This is a genomic window from Lysinibacillus sp. FJAT-14745 (assembly GCF_001275675.1).
Lineage (GTDB): Bacteria > Bacillota > Bacilli > Bacillales_A > Planococcaceae > Lysinibacillus.
This window is the reverse complement of the sequence record NZ_LITM01000015.1, coordinates 199,404-208,953: the sequence shown is the minus strand read 5'-3', so window position 1 is coordinate 208,953 and position 9,550 is coordinate 199,404. Positions and strand designations below refer to the sequence as shown.

Annotated in this window: 6 protein-coding genes and 1 pseudogene; 5 read left to right on the top strand and 2 right to left on the bottom strand. The window is 32.0% G+C overall.

The features are described 5' to 3' along the window. The first annotated feature begins 372 nt into the window (after positions 1-372). Complete coding sequence (locus tag AMS59_RS20870; RefSeq protein WP_053485640.1) at positions 373-840, top strand: hypothetical protein; 468 nt, start codon at positions 373-375, stop codon at positions 838-840. A gap of 122 nt (positions 841-962) precedes the next feature. Here AMS59_RS20870 and AMS59_RS26500 read toward each other — a convergent pair. Then, positions 963-1,414: pseudogene (locus AMS59_RS26500) on the bottom strand (DinB family protein). Positions 1,415-1,690: 276 nt separating this feature from the next. Between AMS59_RS26500 and AMS59_RS20860 the strand changes: the two are divergent. From AMS59_RS20860 to AMS59_RS20845, 4 genes are all read left to right on the top strand, one after another. After that, positions 1,691-2,878, top strand: coding sequence for an ABC-three component system protein (locus AMS59_RS20860; protein ID WP_369814348.1), 1,188 nt, complete (start codon positions 1,691-1,693; stop codon positions 2,876-2,878). Then, positions 2,871-3,380 carry a three component ABC system middle component gene (locus AMS59_RS20855; protein WP_053485638.1) on the top strand — a complete coding sequence of 170 codons (510 nt, stop codon included), beginning with the start codon at positions 2,871-2,873 and terminating at the stop codon, positions 3,378-3,380. The genes AMS59_RS20860 and AMS59_RS20855 overlap by 8 nt, the downstream gene beginning before the upstream one ends. Continuing rightward, a complete protein-coding gene (locus AMS59_RS20850; protein WP_053485637.1) occupies positions 3,377-5,317 on the top strand; it encodes a DUF3732 domain-containing protein in 1,941 nt (646 codons plus the stop codon). The genes AMS59_RS20855 and AMS59_RS20850 overlap by 4 nt, the downstream gene beginning before the upstream one ends. A 479-nt stretch (positions 5,318-5,796) precedes the next feature. Beyond that, positions 5,797-7,962, top strand: coding sequence for a hypothetical protein (locus tag AMS59_RS20845; protein WP_053485636.1), 2,166 nt, complete (start codon positions 5,797-5,799; stop codon positions 7,960-7,962). 401 nt (positions 7,963-8,363) lie between these two features. Here AMS59_RS20845 and AMS59_RS20840 read toward each other — a convergent pair whose 3' ends face one another. Then, on the bottom strand, positions 8,364-9,164 hold the full coding sequence (locus AMS59_RS20840) for a DUF2971 domain-containing protein (RefSeq protein ID WP_053485635.1): 801 nt from the start codon (positions 9,162-9,164) through the stop codon (positions 8,364-8,366). Positions 9,165-9,550: the final 386 nt, after the last annotated feature.

Here is a 9,550-nt window from a genome sequence, read left to right as displayed (position 1 = left end):
AGAATCCTATTGAAATTGTAAAGAACCAAACAAGCTCAATGATTAAACCGATTTATATTGGTGCGAAGTTTGAGTTATTAATAAATGTTTTTCATTTTTTTTTTGATTCAAACAAGTAATAATATACATTTACCGCATTATCTTTAATTGGAAAGTGGATTCGAAATAGTTCAAATATTACATCATCCGTGATAGTATTCTGGTAAAGTTTGCTTAACAATATTGAAAGTTTTGATAAGTTATTTGAAAGTTCGGATATATAAGTTTTGATAATGTTTTCAGACATAAATTATCACCTCAATTTTATAATTACAGCAAGAAGTTGTTTATTCTTTTAAAATGCCAATAAAAATCGGGAAAGGATGAATTTTGTTGATACACGTAGTAGGTTATCATGGTACAACACATAGCTGTGCTGATAAAATAAGAAATGAAGGCTTTAACCTCTCAGGAAAAGACCATTGGCTTGGAGAAGGGGTCTATTTTTTTGATAATCCATCATCTGCAAAAAAATATGGACAAGCTGTTATTCGAGCAGATATATATGTAGATAGGAACTTGTTTTTAGATTGCTTTGCTCCTGATGGGAAAGATTTTCTTAGAAGGAAAGCAAAAGAATATAGTATATCTACTAATGAAGATACTGATACTCTTTTGAAAACAATATCGAGAATGGTAACTGGTGAAAAGGTAAATGAAAAAATCTCTTTTGATGTAATAAGAGCACCCTATTCAAATAATATGGCTATTAGTCATTTAAGCAAACCTATAGAAGATATTGAAATACATTTTTGTGTAAAAAATAAAGTTTGTATTTCTAATGTCTCTCTGTTGTTTTAATTTGAAAAACAAGTGGTGCAACAAATGCTTATTTCAGCGTATCAAAAATCCAAGAACACTAAGGTTGAAATGTTAACGGGTAGCATAAAAAAGACAAGCCGTTTTAAAGCCGTTCCTGCCTATCAATCCCATATTTTGGGGCGGTCTATACCCATTGTTCTCATATAGTCTAATAACTGACCCATATGACCGATTCGTGGTAAGCAATAACATATCTACGAGGGTTCTTACATAACTGACATCAGAGCGGTCTATTTGAAAATTCTCTAAATCGCTTATACTAAGCGACCTAATTTAACCCATGAAGACTTCACGATAGAGCTTAGTAAATGCAAGTTCATCATCTACTGTTGTAAATTCTCTGTTTTCAAATGGATTAGATAAATTAGTTAAAGCCTGATTGCCTCTCCCAATGAGAACTTGGTGATAAAGATACTCGCCTTCTAATAAATGTCTAATCATTTCAGCACAAGTTAAAGCATCTACGTCTGGCTTCCAGTTTAACAGTTGTTGGGGGTATGGAATTCCAAACTTTTATACTCCTACGACGAACCTCTTCAAAATTAAATATAATTAATCATTTATATGTATTAAATTTGTCCTCTCCTTTACATTTTGCCCTACAGGTGGATTATACCAGGGGAATATGTACCTGAATTTAAAAATTTCTAAAGTTAACCTTCACCAAAAACACCAACATTACGAAAACAGCTGTATGACTTGTTGAATCAATTGGGAAATTTGATTTTTTATTCAATTTATTGATATAATAAATATAAAATCCAAAAATAACCATAAAAATAATGCTATTTTCTTACAGTGGCGTAAGGAGGAAATAATTTTGTCAAATATGTTTTCGGCTGGAAATTCAGCGATAGGATATCTTTATCAAATAAGATACGCATTGTTAATGATTCTGAAAAACAATGATATGGATATTTCTATTGAAAATTTAGATGATGTTGAATTTGAAAAAGAAGGTACACCTATTGAACTTCTTCAATTAAAACACCATTCAAGCAAGCGAGTAGCTAATCTATCAAATGGTTCAAGTGATTTTTGGAAGAGTATTCGTATTTGGGCTGAAGCAGTTAAAAATAATAATATAACAGTACCTGGAGTATTTTTCAGTCTTGTTACAACTGCATTAGCGTCACCAAACTCTGCTATTTATTATTTGAAAAATGATAATAATAGAAATTCGAGTGAAGCATACAAACTGTTATTGCAGCATATTAAGAAGTCAAAAAGTGATGCGAACCAGGTAGCATTTAACACATTTCTTTCATTAGATATCGACCATCAGTTTAGATTAATAGATAGTATTTATGTAATTGATAAAGCTGAAAATATTATTGATATTATTGATGCAATAAAGAATGAATTGCGTCTGGTTGTGAAGTCTGAATTAATAGAATCTTTCTACGAAAGACTTGAAGGATGGTGGTTTGAGAAGACGGTAAAACATCTATTTTATGGTTCTAAAGATCCGATTAAAGGATCTGAAGTACATAAAAAGATACAAGATATTCGTGATGACTTAAAGCCAGATGCACTTCCTATTGATTTTGCAAATGCAGAACCCAGCGAAAGCGACCACATTTGGGATGAACGGATTTTCGTCCATCAGTTAAATGCAATCGCTGTTTCTCATCCTCGAGTGAAAAGAGCAATAAAAGATTTTTATCGTGCGTCCAACCAACGAGCTAGATGGATTGCGGATCAGCTAGTGAGTATTAGTGAGTTGGAAGATTACGAAAGAAAATTGATTGAAGAATGGGAAGAACAGTTTGCAATGTCAGAGGAGAATATAACTGATTTTTCGGACAAATCTTTACAAAAAAGCGGTAGGGATTTGTACAATGAAGTAATGAAGATCCCTTATTTAAATATAAGACAAAATGTAACGGAACGGTATGTTATGCAAGGGAGTTTCCATATACTTTCGGATCATATTCCATTTAGAATCGGATGGCACCCACAATATAATGATAAATTAGCCTATCTAAAGCAAAAGGAGTTGGATAAACATGAATAGTTGGGAAAATCGCCCTGTTGAAATTGCTAATCTCATTAACCCAGCCTTTTGTGGATTTCTAATTTACGAGTTTATTAAAGGGCATGAGGAGAAGGTTGATAGTGAAGTAGGAACACCATACGAGCTATTTTTTTTAATGTTGCCAATAATATTACACAAACCAACAAAGCTTGTTTTACCACGTTCCGTTAGTACATACATGCATGTTTGGCTCCAAGAGAAACCTGAGGTTCGAGTTGGGTTTGCTTTAAGGGCTAAAGAATTAGTTCCTTTTACAAAAGAAGCAATTCATTTTTTGATGAAAAGAGAAATAATTACTGTAAATGAGAATGGTAATTTCAAAATTTCTGGAAAAATAAAACCTTCTGTAATTAATTCGTTAGAAAACGATTCAAAGATGTACCTTAGTGATTATCAAAACAAGGCTAAAATGTTAGGTAGATGGTTCGCTGTTACGGGAACTAGCTCAACGATTTATACAATGTGGGGGGTAAGTCCATGACCATGCAAATAAAAGAAATAATACTTTACAATAAACAAGGTGATATAAGGAAGATTCCTTTTGAAACTGGTAAGGTCAATATCATTACTGGTAAATCGAAAACAGGAAAATCGGCAATAATAGAGATAGTTGAATATTGTTTAGGTAGATCGGAATTTTTAGTTCCTGAGGGAATAATCCGTAAAACTGTAGCTATGTATGGTTTGAAACTTCAATTTAACGAAAAGGAATTATTTATTGCTAAATCTCCACCAGAAGGAAATAATCAAAGTCAAAATAGGGTTTATTTTGAAATAGGAAAAGACATAAAACCGCCAGAGCTTTCAGAGATTACACCAAATTCAAACGATGAAGGCTGGATAGATTACTTGGGAAGTTTTTTAGGAATTTCTCCAAATTTGAATGTCCCAAAAGCCTCAGAATCAAGAAATCCTTTAGAAGCTAATTATAAACATTCAAGACTTTTTCTCTTTCAAAAACAAAGTGTAATTGCGGATGAAAGTATTTTATTTCATCGTCAAAAAGAACCCTTCATGCCACAAACAATAAAAGATGTATTACCTTATTTTCTAGGAGCTGTAAGAGAAGATCACTTAAAATTAGAGGCGGAATTGCGTACTACTAAAAGGGAATTAAAAATTCTCAAAAAGAGGCAAATAGAAGCTGAACTACTAAGTACTAGCGGTTCAACAAAAGCACAAAATCTACTAGATGAAGCAAAACAAGTTGGGCTAATTGAGGAAAGTTTTTACGCAAACAACCAAGAAGAACTTATACAGAGGTTAAAAAAAGCATTGTTGTGGAAACCTTCTGGTATTTTAGGAATAGAAGTGAGTCAATTAGAAAAACTTCGAGAGAAGAGAGCACATCATCTAGAACAACTAAATGACATTATTGAGCAAATTCGTGCGGCAGAGTCTTATGCTTCTGAAGCATCAGGTTACTCCAAACAAGGTAATGAGCAAAGATTAAGGTTAGAGTCAATTGCTTTGTTCAATGAAGAACCAAATGATGAAAGTTGTAAATGTCCTCTGTGTTCATCTATTCTTGAAGAGAAAATACCTAAAATAGAAAATATGACCAATTCACTTAGAAGACTGAATACAAATTTACAAGCAGTGGTTAGAGAACAACCGAAGCTTCGTAATTATATAGAGAGTTTGGAAAATGAAAAGGAAGCAATAAAGCAATTAGTAAATAATTATTCAAAATCAATTGAAGCACTGATACATGAACAAGAAGTAGCAAGAGAGATTGAGGACTTAAACAGACGGGTATCACGAGTGGTTGGAAGAATAAGTCTTTATTTAGAAAATTATCAAGAAGTACAGGAAGATGATGAATTGCAGGGAAAGGTAAGAGCGACAGAAAGCCATATTGAATATCTTGAAGGCTTACTTGATCAAGAGAAAAAAGAAGAAATTTTATCGTCTATTTTAAGTCGCATATCTAAGTATATGACAGAATGGGCGAAAGAGTTGGCATTAGAGCATTCAGATGCTCCGTATCGCTTGGATATAAAAAACCTTACAGTAATTGCAGACCAAGAAGAGCGTCCAATACCAATGAATCGTATGGGTAGCGGTGAAAACTGGTTAGGGTGCCATTTAATTAGCCATTTAGCATTACATAAATATTTCATTCAAAAAAATAGACCTGTACCTTCCTTCTTAATATTAGATCAACCAACGCAAGTATATTTTCCTCCTGAAAAATACGATACGATGGAGGGGGATATCGAGGAATTAAATGACGAGGATAGAAAAGCAGTAAAGATGATGTTCGATTTATTGTTCAAAGTATGTAAAGAACTTTATCCAAATCTGCAAATAATCGTACTTGATCATGCTAACTTACAGGATGATGAATTTCAAAGTGCTTTAGTTGAGAAGCCATGGAGAAGCGGAAGAGCCCTAATCCCTTCAGATTGGTTATAGATAGCACAAATAATAGAGCGACTTACTTTGCTATATTATTTTAGTTTGTTAATAAATAACATTTTATTAAGTAATAACTCGTTTCTTTATAGGGGACACATAGATTGTAATCAACAAAAAGAAGCGGTTTTGTCCAAATGTAGTGTGGTTGATTGTGCTCACACAGTTCTTAATGGTTATATTAATATAACGTTTAATGAAAAAAAGGAAAATAAAAACTGATCTTACGAGTTGGTAATTTTCTTTGAAAAAGTGAATGATAATAGGAGTTGACATGGATTTTCTCATCAAAATGAAGATATCATTGAAGAAAATGAAGCTAAATTTATTATCAATTTATCAAGAGTTTTATTGCACTACATAGACAGTAAAAATAGCAGCAATATATGTGTAAAAAAAGCCGCAGGTGATAGCGGCTTTTTACTTAACTGTTACTCGAATGTTGATACTATATATCTAGGTTTAAGGAGGGAAACTTGTTGGCAACTAATCAAAAATCAGCTAAATTACTGCATATACAAAGAAAAGCAATTAGGGGATTGCTATATTCTTATGTCGAAGAAAGGGATTTAATAAATAGATATAGACAGATAACAAAACAAGAAACGTCTAATATACAGGAAGCATTAATGCGTACTGATAAGGCTACTCTTATAAAAATTGTTAATAAATCACCAGAAATAACTTCAGAAGATGTAGATAATTGTTTTGAAGAGTACCGATATAGCAGCAGACCTAATTTCCAATTGTTTCTTCTCCATCCAATTGATTTGACAATTACATCGAAGAAATTTTTAAGTACTTGTGATAAGGATAAGGGTATCCAGAAATTGAACAAAGCAATAACTGAGACGGCTTTTTCTAATGATAATCTGCAGGAACTAAAAATAATTGAACAAACAATTTTAGATGCTGAAACTATAGAGTTTTCGTTTTCTCATCAAGAACGATACAACTATATAGATCCTGAAACAGAGGATAGTGCATCAATATTTGAATTAAAATACGGGTTTCTTTGGGTTAATGTGAATAAACGTTTTTTAAGCATTAGTGTATCTTCAGACTCATTAACAGGTGCATTAGTTAGTACGGTTAATAAGGCGTTTGACTTTTTTTCAACTTCAATAAATATCACTGAAAAAATAGTAAAGAGTATTTTTAGTGATGAGTCGATGAAAAGAACGTCGCTATATAATCCGAACCCTCCTGAAGGTTACCCTGAAAAAATCTCTGTTTCGGATGCTAATATGGGTGGGAAAGTAAAACATTTAAAAAATTACGAAGGTTATTCAGCACCTAGCTCTGTTTATCAAGAAAAGATTGATGACGAAAACTTCACTACTCTCGGTGTAAATTGTAGTAAAGGGAAAATTTATTTAACTAAACAACTAAGAGCCACACAGATGAGAAGCTGGGGTTTGTGGAGAATAAATCAAATTATGAGTTATATACAAGGTGTTTATCAAACTGATGATGTGGATACGTTATTCGAAACAATTGGAATTGAAAGCGATAATGATTTAATGATTTTTTCAGCAACAAAGGAAGAACGTACTACGATACTAGCAGTATTAAAAGCTATCATTAAATGTAAGAAGCAAAAAATAAATAATTATAAATTACTAGAGTATAATACAGAATCTTTATTTAAATCGCTAAAAAAGCATACAACTACTCTTTTTCAACCATATTGCGAAGAGTGTAATAATTACACGGAATTAGCATGTAATACTTGTGGTCACTCAGAGATTCTTCAATTAAAAATAAAAAGTCAGCAGCCAGTTGTTTATTGTGCATTTTGCAATGAACAGATGGATTATAAAAATCTTGAGTGCTTGGAAGGACATAAAGTAAAAGTTGGTTCTTGGTTTGAGGGAGTATTGTTTAAGCCACTTTCAACTTTAATAGAGCTTATTGAAAAGTTAACAAATAAATATTTTAAACAAATTGGCTTTAATACATCAGAAGAGTATGTGTATCTGCATAACAATGAAGTTTATTACTTAAATACTGTCGAGTCGAAAGTTATATACAATATTACAGAAATTGATCAATTTAAAACCATATGGGAACGAACAATACCAGAGGATAGAAAAGAAAAATTAAAGGAAATCCTGAAAATCATTAAAGAAAAATGCTCTAAACATAGCAATGATGGCTGTCGAGCTTGTCAGGATGAAAAGAGCATTAATTGTATTATGAAGCCTTTTGTTACTTTCACAGATCATAAGCTACATCCACATCAAGGTCATGAATTTGGTGATGTAAGTTTTAATTTAGATCTCCCTGGTTTAAAAAGTGCAGTTTTTGTGGGGATTGCAAAAAGCTATGACAAGAAAACTGTAACCGTGGGCAGTGATCTTGGGAGAGATATGCTCGAGCAGTTTGTGTCAAAATGTGTTGATGAAAGAACACATGTATTAGGTTTAATTTGTGCTGCTAATATTGACCAAGGATTAATTGCATTATTACAAGACTTAGCAAGGCGTTATGGAAAAAAAGTTGTAATGTGGACTCACGATGAATTATTGTTGGCTATTGATTATTCGATAGAAGTGTATAATCTTACAGTAGATAATGTAAAAAATAGTATTGAAATTGAACTTGCTAATATGAAGGGAAAAGGCAAAAAGAAAGCAGGATAATTTTCCTAAAAAAATTAAGTAGCTTATAAAAAGACCCTAATTGAGCAATAAGGGTCTTTTTAGGCTGTTTTCTCTAAAATTGTAGCTTAAAAACGTAAGGCTATTTTCAAAAAGATTTTTGCTTATTCAACTAACGGGTAGGATAGTCGAATTAAACAGCAATGATATAAGTTTAACTGTTTCATTCAGTATTAGAGATAATATGGGGTGGAGGAATATGTTATTTAGTCGGAACTAGCTTGTCTCCGAAAAAGAGATTCAGAAAATACGGATGACGAGAGACACAATAGTACTATAAAAAAAGTAGTAGTGTATGGAGTATTTTTAAAAGAATTTTAAGTAATTTGTGTCACTCTTCTTTTGACGAGTGACACATAACGGACTCTTAATATTTTTGTCAATTACCAAACCATACTTGGGCTAGTGTACAGAGTGGATTGTTTTAAAGGTTTTTTAATCTCATATGTCAATAAAAGGCCTTCAACTGCTTTAAAAAACCATTTTGGAGCATTAGGATGTATATAAATCTCTTCAATTAACCTATTTAGATCCACCGATAACTCAACACCTGCTTTATCGAAACTAGGATTTTCGTCATCTTCTAAGGCAATTAATCGCACTTCATGCTCATGTTCGAAAGACTTTCGTTTATAAAATAGAGTTTCAAAAATATTTTTACTTGCCATATCCTTATTGTAATCAATATATTGTACCTTACCGATATAAACATTTTTATGTGGTTGTACACTATCATATAAAGAGTCAATAGTAGTTTTTATCGCTAATCCTTCAGAAGAGCTTAGATATAAATCCCACATTGCTGCTGATTCAACATCATTCATATGCCAACATGAAACACCAACATACTGTAATAATGTCTTATTTTTTTTAATAAGTTCTTCTCTTTGTGGATTATAGTCCATTAATATATCTGGTATGTAAGTAGGTGGTTCTCCAAGTAGATGTATTAAATCTCTCTCTGAAAATGCACCTTCAAACGGATCTCTAAAATACTGCGGTTTACTAAGATATAGAACTTGGGAATCAATTAGTGAAAGAAATTTTGATAGGTTCATATATCTCCATATTGAAGAACTTCCATCAGTTTTAGTGTTAACTAAGTTATATTCATTGTTATAATTGTGTAGGGAAACAAATTCCATGGATTTTTCTCTATACATGTAAAGATCCTTGTTATCCATAATTCCTCCTAATATTTTTCATTTTTTAACGTTTTATAATACACTTTTGAAGTATATATAATTATATAATATTTTTTATTTCGTTCAACATTTGTGAAACTATTAAATTTAAGAATGCAGTTCACACAAAAGAATGTGAAGAAATATACTAAAAGCAACTGTTGCTTTAGTAGAAGATCTTTGAGCTGTTTAGACTGCTCTTTTTCTTTTCGACAATGAGAATAGTGATATTACTTCGAACAGTTAATCATCGTATATGATATCCTATAGACATATAGTTTTTATCAATGGAGGAATGAACTTGATTATTAGTAAGCGCCAAATACAACCCACCTTCTAACACTGTCTGTACTATGTGATAATCACAGTACATTCTTCGTTAGGAG